This is a genomic window from Microbacterium sp. NPDC007973 (assembly GCF_042958465.1).
Classification (GTDB): Bacteria; Actinomycetota; Actinomycetes; order Actinomycetales; family Microbacteriaceae; genus Microbacterium; species Microbacterium galbum.
This window is the reverse complement of sequence record NZ_JBIBJJ010000002.1, coordinates 666467-681271: the sequence shown is the minus strand read 5'-3', so window position 1 is coordinate 681271 and position 14805 is coordinate 666467. Positions and strand designations below refer to the sequence as shown.

The 14805-nt window shown below is 71.2% G+C and carries 13 protein-coding genes; 7 read left to right on the top strand and 6 right to left on the bottom strand.

The genetic code is table 11. From position 1 onward, the window contains the following. Nucleotides 1-42 precede the first annotated feature (42 nt). Entirely contained in the window at nucleotides 43-1566 is a 1524-nt protein-coding gene (locus tag ACFZA2_RS08320; RefSeq protein ID WP_391403116.1) for a mannitol dehydrogenase family protein, read from the bottom strand. A gap of 88 nt (nucleotides 1567-1654) precedes the next feature. On the opposite strand from ACFZA2_RS08320, the gene ACFZA2_RS08315 reads away from it, so the two are divergent. Both ACFZA2_RS08315 and ACFZA2_RS08310 read left to right on the top strand, forming a co-directional pair. After that, a complete protein-coding gene (locus tag ACFZA2_RS08315) occupies nucleotides 1655-2617 on the top strand; it encodes a LacI family DNA-binding transcriptional regulator (protein WP_391403113.1) in 963 nt (320 codons plus the stop codon). 99 nt (nucleotides 2618-2716) lie between these two features. After that, a complete protein-coding gene (locus ACFZA2_RS08310) occupies nucleotides 2717-3307 on the top strand; it encodes a class I SAM-dependent methyltransferase (protein ID WP_391403110.1) in 591 nt (196 codons plus the stop codon). Nucleotides 3308-3374: 67 nt separating this feature from the next. On the opposite strand, the gene ACFZA2_RS08305 is transcribed toward ACFZA2_RS08310, so the two are convergent. The 3 genes from ACFZA2_RS08305 to ACFZA2_RS08295 form a co-directional block, all read right to left on the bottom strand. Continuing rightward, nucleotides 3375-4952, bottom strand: coding sequence for a DHA2 family efflux MFS transporter permease subunit (locus ACFZA2_RS08305; protein WP_391403107.1), 1578 nt, complete (start codon nucleotides 4950-4952; stop codon nucleotides 3375-3377). Then, nucleotides 4949-5569, bottom strand: a complete 621-nt coding sequence (locus ACFZA2_RS08300) for a PadR family transcriptional regulator (RefSeq protein ID WP_391403104.1) — start codon at nucleotides 5567-5569, stop codon at nucleotides 4949-4951. The genes ACFZA2_RS08305 and ACFZA2_RS08300 overlap by 4 nt, the downstream gene beginning before the upstream one ends. Nucleotides 5570-5823: 254 nt before the next feature. Next, entirely contained in the window at nucleotides 5824-7590 is a 1767-nt protein-coding gene (locus tag ACFZA2_RS08295) for a BCCT family transporter (RefSeq protein WP_391403101.1), read from the bottom strand. A gap of 122 nt (nucleotides 7591-7712) precedes the next feature. Here ACFZA2_RS08295 and ACFZA2_RS08290 point away from each other — a divergent pair, with 122 nt between their 5' ends. The 3 genes from ACFZA2_RS08290 to nhaA all read left to right on the top strand — a co-directional run bounded on the left by ACFZA2_RS08290 (nucleotide 7713) and on the right by nhaA (nucleotide 11706). Further along, nucleotides 7713-8645 (top strand): phosphoribosylaminoimidazolesuccinocarboxamide synthase, encoded by a 933-nt coding sequence (locus ACFZA2_RS08290; protein ID WP_391403099.1) that lies wholly within the window; start codon nucleotides 7713-7715, stop codon nucleotides 8643-8645. 158 nt (nucleotides 8646-8803) lie between these two features. Beyond that, the gene (locus ACFZA2_RS08285) at nucleotides 8804-10141 is read left to right on the top strand and encodes a uracil-xanthine permease family protein (protein WP_391403096.1); all 1338 of its coding nucleotides are present in this window, start codon (nucleotides 8804-8806) and stop codon (nucleotides 10139-10141) included. Nucleotides 10142-10374: 233 nt separating this feature from the next. Next, the gene (nhaA, locus tag ACFZA2_RS08280) at nucleotides 10375-11706 is read left to right on the top strand and encodes a Na+/H+ antiporter NhaA (protein WP_391403093.1); all 1332 of its coding nucleotides are present in this window, start codon (nucleotides 10375-10377) and stop codon (nucleotides 11704-11706) included. A 10-nt stretch (nucleotides 11707-11716) separates the two neighbouring features. Here the strand turns inward: nhaA and ACFZA2_RS08275 are convergent, their stop codons facing one another. Continuing rightward, entirely contained in the window at nucleotides 11717-12334 is a 618-nt protein-coding gene (locus tag ACFZA2_RS08275; protein WP_391403090.1) for a hypothetical protein, read from the bottom strand. 129 nt (nucleotides 12335-12463) lie between these two features. On the opposite strand from ACFZA2_RS08275, the gene ACFZA2_RS08270 reads away from it, so the two are divergent. Next, a complete protein-coding gene (locus tag ACFZA2_RS08270; RefSeq protein ID WP_391403088.1) occupies nucleotides 12464-12976 on the top strand; it encodes a VOC family protein in 513 nt (170 codons plus the stop codon). Further along, nucleotides 12969-13760 carry a MerR family transcriptional regulator gene (locus tag ACFZA2_RS08265; protein ID WP_391403085.1) on the top strand — a complete coding sequence of 264 codons (792 nt, stop codon included), beginning with the start codon at nucleotides 12969-12971 and terminating at the stop codon, nucleotides 13758-13760. The genes ACFZA2_RS08270 and ACFZA2_RS08265 overlap by 8 nt, the downstream gene beginning before the upstream one ends. On the opposite strand, the gene ACFZA2_RS08260 is transcribed toward ACFZA2_RS08265, so the two are convergent. Then, nucleotides 13761-14774 (bottom strand): LacI family DNA-binding transcriptional regulator, encoded by a 1014-nt coding sequence (locus tag ACFZA2_RS08260; protein WP_391403082.1) that lies wholly within the window; start codon nucleotides 14772-14774, stop codon nucleotides 13761-13763. Between the last annotated feature and the right edge of the window lie 31 nt (nucleotides 14775-14805).

Genomic DNA, 14805 nt, shown 5'->3' with positions numbered 1-14805 from the left:
CGCCGGGGTGGTGGGGCGCTCGGGGAGCGCCGGGGTCGGGGGTCAGGTCGCGGGGTGCGCCAGGCTGCCGGCCGCCGCGAGGCTGTCGGCGATCGCGCTCTCGACGCCGCGCTGCACGATGGTGTCGACGAGGTCGCCGACCCGGTCGACGAAGGCCGTCCGATGGGCGACGTCGTCGCCGAACAGCCGCAGGTCGACGACGGCGCGGTGCGCGAGGTCGCGCCCGTCGCGCGTCGGCACGGCGGTGAGCCGTTCGCGCGCGGGGTCGGTCATGGCCTCGGCGTGCGGGCCGGGGTCGAAGCCGGCCGGCGGGGCGATGCAGGCGAGGTAGGCGGCGACCGTGAGCGCGATGAGGTGCGGGAACTCGCCGCGGTCGAGGGCGTGGGCGATCGGCCCCGGGATGCGCTGGCCGAGCTTCACCGACCCGTCGGAGCCCACCTGACTCGTGCGGTGCCCCAGCGCGCTGTTGCCCCACCGGGCGAAGAGCTCCCGCTCGTACTGCTCGATGTCCACACCGGCCGGGGCGGTGATCGAGGGCTCGTACTCGCCGCGCAGGACCGCCGCGGCGGCGGCTTCGATGTCGGCCAGGGCGATGGCATCCGGGATCGTCGGAACACCCCGCAGAGCGCCGAGGTAGGCGATGAGCGAGTGTGTGCCGTTGAGCAGGCGCACCTTGAGCTGCTCGTAGGCGCCGACCTCGTCGGTGAACACGGCGCCTCCGGCCTCCCACGCCGGGCGACCGCCGGCGAAGCGGTCCTCGATGGCCCACATGGTGAAGGGCTCGGCCGGCACGGGGACCTCATCGCGCACGCCGAGGAGCCCTGCGACGCGGTCGGTCAGCTCGGCCGTGGTCGAGGGGACGATGCGGTCGACCATGCTCGAGGGGAATGTCACGGCACGGTCGAGGTAGGCCAGGACGTCGCTGCCCTCGGCATCCGGGAGCTCCTGGAGGAACTCGCGGACGAGCTTCTCGGTGTGCGAGCCGTTCGAGAGCAGGTTGTCGCAGCTCAGGATCGAGAGGGGCGCACCGCCGGCGGAGGCCCGCGCCTGCAGGCCTCGGGCGAGCTGGCCGATGGTGGACGTGGGGGCGCCGCCGCGGAGGTCGGCCTGCACGCGCGGATCGGTCACGTCGAGGCGCTGCGTCGAGGGCGAGAAGCTGTAGCCGTTCTCGGTCACCGTCAGCGTCACGACGCGGATGGCGGGGTCGGCGAGGTCGGCGACGACACGGGCAGGATCGTCGGCGGCGACGTACGAATCGGTGTGGACACCGGGGATGGCGAGCGTCGTCGCCTCGGGCGAGACCGTCGCGACGGCGTAGAGGTGGTCCTGGGCGTGCAGCGCGTCGACGACCCGGCGCGAGCGGGAGGCCACGCCGACGATGCCCCAGTCCCCGCCCTCGGCGCGGAGGGCCGCAGCGGTGTAGACCGCCTGGTGGGCCCGGTGGAAGCTGCCGAGACCGAGGTGCAGGATGCCGGCGGCTCCCGGAGCGGATGAAGAGGCGACGGACGTCCGCGCGCCGCGGTGGAGGCTCGCGGTCGGTCCGGAGGGATCGTCGATGATCGGCATACAAGCAGTGTGCGCGTTTTGTACAAACTTGTCAATAGTTTTCATCACGGCATGCACGATGATGGGAGGACAGCACGAAGGAGCACGGATGGCGGCGAATCTGACCGAGGTGGCGCGGCACGCGGGCGTCTCCATCGCCACGGCCTCCCGCGCCTTCGGTGAACCCGACCGCCTCGCCCCCGCGACGCTCGAGCGGGTGCGCGTCGCCGCCGCCGAGCTGGGCTACGCGGCCCCCCAGGCTCCGGTGGGGACGCGCACGATCGCGGTCGTGGTCCCGGATGCGGCGAACCCGGTCTACGCGACCCTCCTCAAGGCCATCCAGGGACAGGCGTGGCACGGGCGCCATCGCATCGTGCTCTACGACGCCGACGAAGATCTTCGCCGCGAGCGGGAGTCGATCGAACTCGCGATGAAGGCCGACGGCCTCGTGCTGTGCTCCCCGCGCCTGCCCGAAGAGGAAGTGCTCGCGCTGATCGACGAGACCCCCCACGTCGTGATCAACCGACTGATCCCCGGCGCCTCGTGCGTGATCATGGACGCCGAACGCGGCCCCAGCCAGGCCGTCGAGCACCTCGCCGCCCTCGGGCACGCGCACATCGCCTACGCCTCGGGCCCCCACGGTTCCTGGGCCGACGATCAGCGCGCGCACACCGTCGCGCGCGCGTGCGAGCGGTTCGGCATCCGCCTCACCCGCCTGAGCAATCACGCCGCGTCGATCCAGGGTGGCCGAGCGAGCGCTGCCGCGGCCATCGCGAGCGGGGCCACCGCCGTGATCGCCTACAACGACCTCGTCGCGCTCGGCCTGGAGGCCGGCATGGGCGAGCTCGGCCGGGTATGCCCCGACGACGTGAGCATCGTCGGGATCGACGACATCGAACTCGCCGGTGCCGTCACCCCCAGCCTGACCACCGTGCGCATGCCGATCGGCCGGTCCGGCGCCCTCGCCGTCGACCTGCTGCTGCAGTCGATGAGCGGCACCACCCCCGACGCTGCGGCGGTCCTGCCCTCGGAGTTGATCGTCCGCGGGTCGACCGCGCCGCCGCCCGCCTGACGGCGAGGCGTTCCGACGGGGTTACAGGCCTCCCGCGTGCTCGGTGGCCGACCAAACCCCCGCCTGCGCGGCCCCCGCCCCGCACCGTAACCTCGACGGATGAGCGCGATCGCGTATGAGGCCCGAGCCGACGAATACATCACCGCGCTCGGATCGATGGATGCCGTGCACCCGATCGACCGCGCGATCGTCGACGCGTGGGCCGGGGGGCTCTCGGGCGCGGTCCTCGATGCGGGCTGCGGCCCCGGCCACTGGACGCGACACCTGGCCGACCTCGGCCTCGATGTGCGCGGGGTCGACCTCGCGCCGCGGTTCGTGGAGCACGCACGGGTGGCGCATCCCGGCATCCCATTCGACATCGGTTCGATCGACGGACTCGGCGCGGCGGACGGCGCCTTCGGCGGCATCCTGTCGTGGTTCTCGACCATCCACCACGAGCCCGACGAGATCTCGACGCCGCTGCGCGAGTTCGCGCGCGTGACCCGCCCGGGTGGTGGTCTGCTCGTCGGCTTCTTCGTCGGCACGCCGCTGGAGCCCTTCGACCACGCCGTCACGCGCGCCTGGCGATGGCCGGCCGGAGAGCTGGCTCGTCGAGTGGATGCCGCCGGCTTCGACGTGATCGAGACGCACACGCGTGAGGCACGGGGCGAGCGCGCGGTCGGAGCGCTGCGCTGCGAGCGGCGCGCGTGAGGTCGCCGTCCCCACGAACGTCGGACGCCGCCACCCGCACGGGGTGACGGCGTCCGACGTCCGGGTCTTACTCCCCCGCCGAGGCGGGGGCGGCCTGCGCGGTCTGCTGCGCGGAGCCCGCGTCGCGCGGAGCACCGTGCGGGCGGATCATCCCGGGACGGCGCATGAACAGCACCGCGACCAGGCCGACGGCGATCACGACGATCGGCAGCAGGAGCGACTGGCCCATCGCCTGCGAGAACCCACCGACCACCTGCTCCGGGAGCGGACCCGATCCGAAGCTGGCCCCGGCATCCGCTGCCCCCGGCAGGTTGGCCTCGAGGCGGGCCTGCATGAAGGCGGCGATGGATGCCGAGCCGATCACCGAGCCGACGGTACGGGTCGTGTTGTAGATGCCCGCACCGGCGCCCGCCTGCCGCGGCGGCAGGTTGCGCGTCGCGGTGGTCGCCAGCGGGCCCCACATCCCGGCGTTGCCGATGCCCATGAACGCCGCGGGGATGAGGAAGGCCCAGATCGGGGCGTCGTTCAGGATGAGCGCCGTGTACAGCCCCAGCGACCCGCCGACCAGCAGCAGACCGGGCACGAGCAGGAAGCGCGGGTCGGTGCGATCGAGCAGCTTGCCGGCGAAGGGGGCCAACACGCCCGAGAGGATCGCGAGCGGCACCAGCAGCAGCGCCGATTCGGTGGGCGTGAGACCCCGGGCCAGCTGCAGGTAGAACATCTGCGGCAGCGCCATGCTCGTCACCGTGAAACCGACGGCGGCGATGGCCAGGTTGGCGATCGAGAAGTTGCGGTCTTTGAACAGATCGAGCGGCACGAGGGGCTCGCCCGTGCTGCGCGCCTGGGTCCAGATGAACACCGCCATGACGGCGACGCCGGCGATGACCATGCCCCAGATCCAGGCCGCCCACGCGTAGTGCTCACCCTCCTGCAGCCCGAACACGATGAGGAAGAGCCCGACGGCGCTCAGGACGACACCGAGGATGTCGAACTTGTGCGCGGTGCGCGGGAGCTGCGGGACCAGGATCACGGCGGCGATGAAGCCGATGACGCCGACGGGGATGTTGATGAAGAAGATCCACTCCCAGCCGAGGCCGTCGACCAGCAGGCCGCCCGCGAGGGGACCGACGAGCGTCGCCACGCCGGCGGTGGCGCCCCACAGACCCATGGCCGCACCGCGATTCTGGGGCGGGAAGGTGCGGGTGATGACCGCCATCGTCTGCGGCGTCATGAGGGCGGCGCCGAGGCCTTGCACGGCGCGGGCGACGATCAGCACCTCGAGAGTGGGGGCGAGACCGCACGCGAGCGAGGCGAGGGTGAAGATCGCGAGGCCCGCGAGGTAGATGTTCTTGGGGCCGAAGCGGTCGCCGAGGCGGCCGGTGATCAGCAGCGGCACCGCGTACGTGAGCAGGTAGGCGCTGGTGACCCACACGACGTTGTCGAGGTTGTTGGTGTTCGGATCGAGGGCCGCCTTGATGGCCGGGTTGGCCACCGAGACGATCGTGGTGTCGACCAGGATCATGAAGAAGCCGATGACCAGGGCCCACAGGGCGGGCCAGGGGCTGCGGGCAGGGGTGCCGTGCGACCCGGTGCGGGCCGATCCGGTGGAAGAGGATGCCGCGGATGCGGCGCGGGAATCGGTCATGGGGTGGTCTCCTTCGAGACGCGTGCTTTCGTGAAGTGTTCCGGGATCTCGTCGGGGCCCCAGGCGAGGGAGCCGTCGGCGAGGCGCGCGCGCAGGGCGTCCTGCCACGCGAGTTCGGCGTCGAGGAGTGCGGCCTGCCGCTGGACCTCGACCATGAACTGGTCGGGGACTCCGCGATGGGCGGCCCCGTCCAGGCCGGTGCGGTGCTCGTGCGCCGAGGCGACGAGCAGGGCACGGCGTCGATCGAGCAGGGCGACCACTTCGTCGCGCTCGAGATTGTGCGCCTCGGAGAGCGCGACGCGGAAGTCGGTCGAGCGCTCGATCTGCGGCAGTTCGGTGCGCACCCACTCCTCGACCGCGCGGCGACCGGCGTCGAGCAGCGTATAGGTGGTGCGTTCGGGACGGTTCCCCTCGCGGTCGACGCCCGCTTCGGCGAGCAGACCGTCGCGTTCGAGCCGGGCGACCGTGTGGTAGATCGTGCCCTTCTGCAGGGGCACGAGCCGGTCGTCCTTGCGCTCGCGCAACAGGCGAACGAGTTCGTAGGTGTGCATGTCCGCCTCGCGGAGGGTGGCGAGGATCATGACCGCGACGGGCGTGAGGCGAGTGCTATCCGGCATCCGTCATCTCCTCCGCTCGTGTGGTCCGTCTCGACTAGTCCACATGGACTATACGCCTCACGCGCCCGCCGCGCGAGTCCGCACGAGTGAACGTCGAGTGTCCAGAACACGCCGACCTCGCACGCGCGGTGCGGCGTGTCGGGGACAGTCAACGCCCGGCGGATGCCGTGGCCGGTGGGCTTGCGCTGCGCTCACACACGACGAAGACGCCGCGCCGGCGGACCGGGGCGGCGTCTTCGTGTCGAACAGTCGATTCAGCCTGACGAGGGCGGACCGGACACCGTCTCGGGGGCGTCCGTGTCGGCGACGGGCGCGCCGGCGGCGCCCTCGACCGGCGCCGCGGCGGACCGGCGGTGGCGCCAGCGCGCGGGCAGGCCGAAGATGCCCCGCTGGTTGGGCTCCTCGACTTCGAGGCCGTAGTGCTGCCCGATCGCGTCGCGCAGCTGCGCGCGCTCGGCCCGGTCGTACGCCTTCATCTCCCGGCGGAAGGCGACGACCGTCGCCCAGCAGATCGCGAGGAGCACGACGCTGAAGGGCAGTGCGATACTGATCGCCGCCGTCTGCAGGGCGGTGAGTCCGCCCGCGATGAGGAGGGCGAAGGCGATCACGGCGGTGGCGAGGGCGAAGAACACGCGCACCCAGTTCTTGGGCTCCTCCTCGCCGCCGGTGGCGATCATGCTCATCACCAGAGCGCCCGAGTCCGCCGAGGTCACGAAGAACACGGCGATGAGGATGAGGAAGCCGATGATCAGCACGGCCGAACCCGGAACCCCCTCGAGCATCTGGAACAGCGCCGTCGAGACGTCGACCGACCCGTCCGCACCGGTGTACGAGGCCGTGCCGGTCAGCTCGCCGTAGATCGCGGTCCCGCCGAGCACGGTGAACCACAGGATGCCGACGAGCGTGGGCACGAGGATCACGCCGACCACGAACTCGCGCACCGTTCGGCCGCGCGAGATGCGCGCGATGAAGATGCCCACGAAGGGAGCCCACGAGATCCACCAGCCCCAGTAGAACGCCGTCCACGCGCCCTGCCAAGCCACGCCGTCGTCGCCCGCGTAGGCGCTGACGGTGAACGACAGGCCGACGAAGCTCTGGATGTAGTTGCCGATGGACTGCACGACGTCGCGGAGCAGGAACTCGGTGGGGCCGACGAAGAGGAGGAAGAGCATCAGGACCCCGGCGAGCACGAGGTTGATGTTGGAGAGCCACTTCATGCCCTTGCCGACGCCCGACAGCACCGAGAAGAGCACCAGTCCGGTGATGATGCCGATGATGACGGCCTGGCTGATGATGGTGGGCGGTACGACCCCGAGGAAGTCGAGACCGGCACTGATCTGAATGACGCCGAGACCGAGGGAGGTCGCCACACCGAAGAGCGTGCCGACGAGGGCGGCGACGTCGACCGCGTTGCCCCAGCCGCCCTGCACGAGGCGGGCGCCGAGGATCGGTTCGAGCGCCCACCGGATGGTGCGGGGACGCTTGCGACGGTGGAAGGCGTAGGCGAGCGCGAGGCCCAGCACGACGTAGATCGACCACGCGTGCACGCCCCAGTGCAGGAAGGTCTGCGACATCGCCTGCTGCGCGAGCTCCGCGGGGGTGCCCGTGACGCCGGGGCGGGGCGAGACGAAGTGGCTGAGCGGCTCGCTCACGCCGTAGAAGACGAGGCCGATCCCCATGCCGGCGGCGAAGAGGAGCGCGAACCACGACATCGTCGAGAATTCGGGCTCGTCGTCATCCTGCCCGAGCTTGATGTTGCCGAAGCGGCTGAACCCCATTGCCAGGGCGAAGACGACGAAGAACGCCGCGATCAGCACGTAGTACCAGTTGAAAGTCGAGACGATGGTCGTCTGCACGGTGTCGAACGTGGCCTCGGCCGCGGCGGGGAAGAACAGCGCGAAGGCGATGAACGCGAGCGCGATGGCGGCGGCGGGCCAGAACACCCAGCCGCGGATCGTCTTGTGCCGGCTGCCCGCGTGGGGATCGATGGCTACCGCGGGTCCGGAGGTGTCATCGGTCATTCCTCCGAGGGTAGTGAGCCGACCCTCCTCGCCCGGGGGGCGGGCGCCGCGAGCGGCGTTGTGCGAGAATCCGCGCGAGTGCGCCGCGTGGACGCGACGCGCGTACCCGCGATAATGAGCGGGTGACCTCCGCCTCCCCCCTCGAGCTCGCCGGCTGGCGCCACGTCTACTCCGGCAAGGTGCGCGACCTCTACGTGCCCGCCGAGACGGCCCCCGACGCCACTCCCGCACACCTCCTCGTCGTCGCGAGTGACCGCGTGAGCGCCTTCGACCACGTGCTCGAACCCGGCATCCCCGACAAGGGCGAGCTGTTGACGACCCTCAGCCTGTGGTGGTTCGACCAGCTCGCCGGCGGCGACGGCGGGCCGTCGATTCCGAACCACCTCGTCCCCGACCACCGCCTCGAAGGGGAAGAGACGGTGAGCCTGATCCCGGATGCCGTGCAGGGCCGCGCGATGCTGGTGCGCTCCCTCGACATGCAGCCGATCGAGTGCGTCGTGCGCGGCTACCTCACCGGGTCGGGATGGGCCGAGTACCGCGCGTCGGGCACGGTGTGCGGCATCCCCCTCCCTGAGGGCCTGAACGACGGTGACCGCCTCCCCGAGCCGCTCTACACGCCGGCGTGGAAGGCTCCGATGGGCGAGCACGACGAGAACATCACGTTCGAACGCTCCGTCGAGCTCGTCGGCGCCGAGACCGCGACCGCCCTGCGTGATCTGTCGCTCGAGATCTACCGCCGCGCCTCCGCGACCGCCGAGGCCCACGGGTTGATCCTCGCCGACACGAAGTTCGAATTCGGCTACGACGCCGACGGCGTGCTGACCCTGGCCGACGAGGTCCTGACCTCCGACTCGTCCCGGTACTGGGATGCCGAGGCCTGGCGCACCGGCACCACTCCCGGCGAGCGCATGGCGAGCTTCGACAAGCAGATCGTGCGCGACTGGCTGTCGGCGAACTGGGACAAGCAGGGCGAGCCCCCCGTCCTCCCCGCCGAGATCGTCGAGCGCACGCGCGAGCGCTACGCGACCCTCCTGCGCCTGCTCACGGCATCCTGACCTGCCCGCGGAGGCCTCGACGAGTTCCGCCACCGCCCCTGCCGCACGAGGCCCCGGGGCACCACCCCGGCCCCTGAGCACCACCCCACCCGGTCCCTGAGCACCACCCCACGAGGTCCCTGAGCCTGTCGAAGGGACCGCCTCTCGCAAGGAGACACATGTTCCGCTGGAAGCTGCACGGCGACGGCCGCACCGTCGCACCCGGAGCCGTCGTCGCCCCGGGCGAACGCCTGAACTGGGGCGCGACGGTCGCGATCGGCCTCCAGCACGTCATCGCGATGTTCGGCGCGACCTTCCTCGTGCCGGTGCTCACCGGGTTCCCGGTGTCGACGACGCTGCTGTTCTCGGGCGTGGGAACGCTGCTGTTCCTGCTCGTGACGAAGAACCGCCTCCCCAGCTACCTGGGGTCGTCGTTCGCGTTCATCGCGCCGATCACCGCCGCCACGGCCACCGCCGGCACGGGTTCCGCCCTCGCGGGCATCGTCGCGGTCGGCGTGCTGCTCACGGCGATCGGCTTCGTCGTGCAGTTCGCGGGTCTCGGGTGGGTCGACAAGGTCATGCCGCCGGTCGTCGCGGGCGCCATCGTCGCCTTGATCGGCTTCAACCTCGCCCCGGTGGCGTGGTCGAACTTCCAGGTGCAGCCCCTGCCGGGCACCATCACGCTCGTCGCCGTCATCCTGTTCAGCGTGCTGTTCCGCGGCTTCCTCGGTCGCATCTCGATCTTCCTCGGCGTGATCGTGGGCTACGTCGCGACCGTCATCATCCAGCTGACGACGGGTGAGGTCCTCATCGACTTCTCCGTCGTGGAGCAGGCCCCCTGGGTCGGGCTCCCGACCTTCGAGATCGCCGACTTCACGAAGCCCGCCACCTGGTCGGTCATCGCGATGTTCCTGCCGGTCGTCCTGGTGCTCGTCGCCGAGAACGTCGGACACGTGCGCGGGGTCGCGGCGATGACGGATGCCACCGCCAACCGCTCCACCGGGCGCGCCCTCATCGCCGACGGCGTCGCCACGACGCTCGCGGGAACCTTCGGCGGCTCGGGCACGACGACGTACGGCGAGAACATCGGCGTGATGGCCGCGACCCGCGTGTACTCGACCGCGGTCTACTGGGTCGCGGGCCTCAGCGCGATCGTGCTGAGCCTCTCGCCCAAGGTGGGCGCGGTGTTCAACACCATCCCGCCGGGCGTCCTCGGCGGCGTGACCACGGCGCTGTACGGCCTGATCGGCATCATCGGCATCAAGATCTGGGTCGACAACCGCGTCGACTTCTCGCGTCCGGTCAACCAGTACACCGGCGCGGTGGCCCTGGTGCTCGCGATCGCCGGGTTCACGATGCAGTGGGGCGACTTCCAGCTCGGCGCCATCGTGCTCGGCTCGGTCGCGGCCCTGGTGATCTACCACCTCGGCAACGCGATCGCGCGCGCCCGCAAGACCGGCGCCGACGACGGCGGACCGATCCCCGCGGTCGGCCCGCTGGGCGGCGACCCGTCCTGACGCGCCCCGCCCGCGTCACGTCCGCGCCGCCCGCGGCGCGCGCCGCGAGATGACCCGTCTTCGCCGAGATGACCCGCGTTTCGCGCGAAACGCGGGTCATCTCGGCACACGGTGGTCATCTCGGCGAGCGTCGGCGCACCCCGGCACCGCTCAGCCGGCCCGGGTAAGCTGGTCGAGGCGTGTCGGGAAGTCTGGTCGACGATCTGTCGATCGACCCCGGAAGGGATTTGCCCATGACCGAGACCCACACGCGCGCGCCGAGCTGGCCGGGCTACCGCGAAGTCCACCGCGTCACCACACTGCTCCGTCAGGAGTCCGTGGGCGGAATGCTGCTCGTGGTCGCCGCGATCATCGCGATCATCTGGGCCAACTCCCCCGCCGCCGACGCGTACTTCGCGCTGCGCGACTTCCGCTTCGGCTACGAACCGTGGCACCTCGAGCTCAGCGTCGGGTCATGGGCGGCCGACGGCCTGCTCGCGGTCTTCTTCTTCATGGTCGGCCTCGAGCTGAAGCGCGAGATCGTCTCCGGCAGCCTCCGGCGATTCGGCACCGCGATCGTCCCCGTGACGGCGGCCTTCGCCGGTGTCGCCGTGCCCGCCCTCATCTACGTCGCGATCGTGCACACGCAGCCGAGCCTGCTGGCGGGATGGGCCATCCCCACGGCCACCGACATCGCGTTCGCCGTCGCCGTCCTCGCCCTCGTCGGCTCGCACCTGCCCGGTCCGCTGCGCATCTTCCTGCTGACGCTCGCGGTCGTCGACGACCTCATCGCGATCGCGATCATCGCGATCTTCTACACGACCGACATCCAGCTCCTCCCCCTCGGCGTCTTCGCCGTGCTCGTCGTCGTCTACGGCGTGATCGCCCACCGCGCCCGCGCGTGGTTCTCGCGCAACGCGTGGGGTGCCTGGGTCGTGCTGCTGCCGATTGGCTTCGCCGCGTGGGCGTTCCTGCACGCCTCGGGCGTGCACGCCACGATCGCCGGTGTGGCACTGGCCTTCACCATCCCCGTCGCCGCGTCCAAGCGCCAACCGGAGCACCACGGCATGGACCTCGCCGAGCAGTTCGAGCACCGCTTCCGTCCGCTCTCCAGCGGCATCGCCGTGCCGATCTTCGCGTTCTTCGCGGCGGGCGTCGCCGTGGGCGGCGGCGAGGGGGTCGTCCGCGCCCTGATGGACCCCGTGACCATCGGCGTCGTCGCCGGTCTCGTGCTCGGCAAGCCGATCGGCATCCTGCTCGGCGTGCGCCTGCTCACGCTCGTGACGAAGGTGCGCCTGGATCCGGCCCTGAAGTGGATCGACCTCGCCGGGGTGGGGCTGCTCGCGGGCATCGGCTTCACGGTGTCGCTGCTGATCGCCGAGCTGAGTTTCCCGGCCGGTTCCCCGCACACCGACGACGCGAAGATCGCGATCATGGCGGCCTCGCTGCTGGCATCCGTCCTGGCCTCCGCGGTGCTGCTCGTGCGCAACCGGCGCTACAAGCAGCTCGCCCTCGCCGAAGAGGTGGATGCCGACGGAGACGACGTCCCCGACGTCTACCAGCAGCCGGAGCCGCCGCGACGCTGAGGCGTCACCGTCAGCCGAAGATCTGCGACGAGATCTCCGACAGCCACGCGCGCGCGTCGACGTTGACGGTCTCGAGATAGATCCACACGCCGTCTCGAGCGACCACGACGTCTTCGGTCTGCGCCGTACCGCCGGCCTTCACGCAGTACTGGGCGCCGAAGTCCTCCGCGGCCTGGCACTCGTACCCCTGGGCGGCGAGTCCGTCGACCCCGGTGGAGACCTCGGCGGCGGACGCGGTGCTGATGAGGAGCAGAACGCCCGCCGACTCCTCCTGGATCCAGTTGCACGACAGCTCGGTCGTCGCGTTCGCGGGTGCCGGCCGCACGAACCCGTCCGCGTGCTGGGCGGTCAGGCCCCCCACCGTCTGCTGCCGTGTCGCCGCCGTGCCGAGATCGTCGCAGGATCCCGGGATGGCGGCCGGGTCGACGGTCGGGGCGGTCGGCGCGGCCGTCGGGGTCGGGGTCGGGGTCGATGCGGAGCCCGTCGGCGAGGCGCTCGGGGCAGTCGCCGACGGCGAGTCGACGGTCGTGGTCGACGCCGGCGAGGGGGACTCGGGGACGCATCCCGTCAGAAGGGCCGCAGCCGCGATCAGCAGCGCGCCCGACACGGCGATGAATGCACGGTTCATGGCGAGACCCCCTCCGCGTGACGGCGCTGTCCCGCACCGACCGCTCTCTGCGCTCACCATAGCCCCGAGAGCAGCGCTGCCTCACCAGGCTCTTGACCCTCACGCGGCGTGAGGGCCGACGCTGGGGCCATGGACCAGAATTTCGAGGCCTTCGCGGTCAGCCCCGTGCCCCCTCCCGGACCGGATGCCGTCGCGCCCCCGTTGTACCGCGGCATCTACGGCATGCCCATGTTCGTCACCCTCTCGACCGCCGACCTGCCGGCATCCGTGGACTTCTGGACGCAGGGCCTCGGTTTCTTCGAGCTGTTCGCGATCCCCGGGCAGATGGTCCATCTTCGACGATGGGCCTTCCAGGACGTGCTGCTCGTGGTCGGCGAGAAGAGCCCGAGCGCCCCGCCCGCCAGCGTGAGCTTCGCCTGCGTCCTCGACGAGATCGACACCGTCGTCTCGTCGTTGCGCGCCCTCGGCGCCGTTCCCGAGGTGCGCGAGACCCCGTGGAACACCCGGGACGTCGAGGTGATCACCCCCGAGAAGGCGCGGGTCGTCTTCACCGCGGCCAAGGTGTTCGACCCGGCGACCGTCGAAGGCCGCAACCTGCAGTCGGTGGGGATCGGGCGCGACGACAATGGGTCCCATGAGTGAGCAGGAGATGCCGGTGGGCGAGACGGCCGCTCGGCTCGGTCTCACCGTGCGCACGCTCCATCACTGGGACGAGATCGGTCTCGCGCGCCCGGCCGCACGCTCGAGCGCCGGCTATCGGCTCTACACGGACGAGGATCTCGAGCGGCTCCGCCGCATCGTGGTCTACCGCGAGCTCGGTCTCGACCTGGATGCCATCCGCGCGGTGATCGACGAGCCCGGAGGAGACGTCGCCGCACAACTCCGGGTCCAGCGGGCCCACGTCGCTCAGCGCATCGCGCAGCTGCAGATCGTCGACGACGACCTCGAGCGCATGATCGCGGCGCAGGAGCGCGGCATCCTCCTCTCCGAAGACGAGCAGCACGAGACGTTCGGGCCCGGCTGGGACACGAGCTGGCCCGCCGAGGCGCGAGACGCCTATGGCGGATCACCGCAATGGCAGCAGTACGCCGAGCGCTCGGCATCCCGTTCCGTCGACGACTGGGCGGAGGTGACGCGGGCGGTCTCCGCCGTGGACGAGGAGCTCGCGGACGCCGTCGCCTCCGGCGTCGAGCCCGGTGACGCGGTGGCCGACGCGCTCGTCGAGCGGCACCGCACGGTGTTCTCGCAGTACTTCCCCCTCACCCGGCAGATGCAGGTGCACCTCGGCCGCATGTACGCAGCCGACCCGCGCTTCGCCGCGCACTACGACGCGATCCGCCCCGGGCTCGCCACGTGGCTGCGCGACGCGATCGAGGCGAGCGCCCGCGCACACGGCATCGACCCCGACACCGCACGCTGGGAGTGATCAGGCGGAGCCGCGCTCGATGACCTCGGTGGGCAGGATCGTCGCGTGCGCAGCCGGCCGCCCGGCGAGGATGTCGAGCAGCACGGATGCCATGTACCGCCCCTGCGTGAGCGAGGGCTGCCGCACCGTGGTCAGGGCGGGGCTGAGGGCCGTCGACACCGCGGAGTCGTCGAAACCCATCACGGCGACGTCGCGCCCGGGCTCCAGGCCCTTTTCGCGCAGCACCGTGTAGGCACCGCGCGCCATGAGATCGCTCGCCACGAAGACCGCGTCGGGGCGCTCGCCCGCGGCGAGCACGCGGGCCATCGCCAGCGCCCCGCCCACCTCGGTGAAATCGCCGTTCTCGACGGCCACGGGCTGCAGCCCCGCCTCGGCGATCGCGTCGCGGAAGCCCTGCAGACGGTCGATGCCGGCGGGCATGTCGGTCGGACCCGACACCGTGGCGATGCGGCGGTGTCCTCGGGCCAGCAGGTACGAGGTCGCGACCCGGCCGCCCTCGACGTTGTCGACGTCGACGTAGTAGTCGTCGGCGCGCACCCGGGCGGGGCGCCCGCCGTAGACGACGGGCACCACGTCGGCGACGCGGTCGAGAAAGGTGTCGCTGGTGTGGTGCGAGGCCACGATCGCCCCGTCGACGCTGCCCCCGCGGAGATAAGCGAGGGCCTTCGCGCTGGCGTCGTCGCTGGCGATCAGCATGTTCATGATGTAGTCGCTGTCGCCGATCACCTCGCCGATTCCGGCCACGATCGCGGCGAAGAACGGATCGCCGAAGAAGCGGTCGGTCTGCTCGGGGATGACCAGTGCGATCGCCCGCGTCTGCCGGCTGGCCAGGGAGCGCGCCGCGCGATTCGGAACGTATTGCAGTTCGTCGATCGCGCGGCGCACGGCCTCGAGCGCGGCGGGAGAGACGGCCGTGGAACCGTTGACCACGCGTGACACCGTCGAGCGGGAGACGCCGGCCCGCGCCGCGACCTCTTCGATCGTGGCGGTACCGCGAACGGGTGCGATCTCCATAGCCCTGCCTCCTGGCGTACCCGGTGGTCGA

Coding starts and splice junctions, on each gene's coding strand:
- ACFZA2_RS08320 (WP_391403116.1), bottom strand. CDS start 1,566: ATGCCGATCATCGACGATCCCTCCGGACCGACCGCGAGCCTCCACCGC.
- ACFZA2_RS08315 (WP_391403113.1), top strand. CDS start 1,655: ATGGCGGCGAATCTGACCGAGGTGGCGCGGCACGCGGGCGTCTCCATC.
- ACFZA2_RS08310 (WP_391403110.1), top strand. CDS start 2,717: ATGAGCGCGATCGCGTATGAGGCCCGAGCCGACGAATACATCACCGCG.
- ACFZA2_RS08305 (WP_391403107.1), bottom strand. CDS start 4,952: ATGACCGATTCCCGCGCCGCATCCGCGGCATCCTCTTCCACCGGATCG.
- ACFZA2_RS08300 (WP_391403104.1), bottom strand. CDS start 5,569: ATGCCGGATAGCACTCGCCTCACGCCCGTCGCGGTCATGATCCTCGCC.
- ACFZA2_RS08295 (WP_391403101.1), bottom strand. CDS start 7,590: ATGACCGATGACACCTCCGGACCCGCGGTAGCCATCGATCCCCACGCG.
- ACFZA2_RS08285 (WP_391403096.1), top strand. CDS start 8,804: ATGTTCCGCTGGAAGCTGCACGGCGACGGCCGCACCGTCGCACCCGGA.
- nhaA (WP_391403093.1), top strand. CDS start 10,375: ATGACCGAGACCCACACGCGCGCGCCGAGCTGGCCGGGCTACCGCGAA.
- ACFZA2_RS08275 (WP_391403090.1), bottom strand. CDS start 12,334: ATGAACCGTGCATTCATCGCCGTGTCGGGCGCGCTGCTGATCGCGGCT.
- ACFZA2_RS08270 (WP_391403088.1), top strand. CDS start 12,464: ATGGACCAGAATTTCGAGGCCTTCGCGGTCAGCCCCGTGCCCCCTCCC.
- ACFZA2_RS08265 (WP_391403085.1), top strand. CDS start 12,969: ATGAGTGAGCAGGAGATGCCGGTGGGCGAGACGGCCGCTCGGCTCGGT.
- ACFZA2_RS08260 (WP_391403082.1), bottom strand. CDS start 14,774: ATGGAGATCGCACCCGTTCGCGGTACCGCCACGATCGAAGAGGTCGCG.